Below are 247 nucleotides of genomic sequence, written 5' to 3'. Positions count from 1 at the left end.
TCACTGTGTCATCGATGTCGAGGAACGCGAACTCACCAATCCCGGGCAGCAGCGGCGCGTGCCCGGCCAGGGCGGTCAGGAAATCGGACGCGACCGCATCCAACTGCCGGACATGACCGAAGGTGAAGGCACGCAGGAACGTCCCCAACGTCGACGGGGCCCGGGTGCCGGTGAACAGCCGGCTCATGCCTCCGTGCCGCAGCAGGCCCAGGTCGCTGATCGAGTCCGCGCCGGCGACCATGCCCGC

1 pseudogene is annotated in these 247 nt (G+C 68.8%); it reads right to left on the bottom strand.

The features are described from left to right. Positions 1–247, bottom strand: a pseudogene (locus RM423_RS25285) (IS1380 family transposase); the annotation flags it as partial.

This window comes from Jatrophihabitans lederbergiae (assembly GCF_031845305.1).
In the GTDB taxonomy this organism is placed as follows: domain Bacteria; phylum Actinomycetota; class Actinomycetes; order Mycobacteriales; family Jatrophihabitantaceae; genus Jatrophihabitans_A; species Jatrophihabitans_A lederbergiae.
Note: the sequence above shows the minus strand (reverse complement) of the source record. Positions and strands in the feature narration are given on the sequence as shown.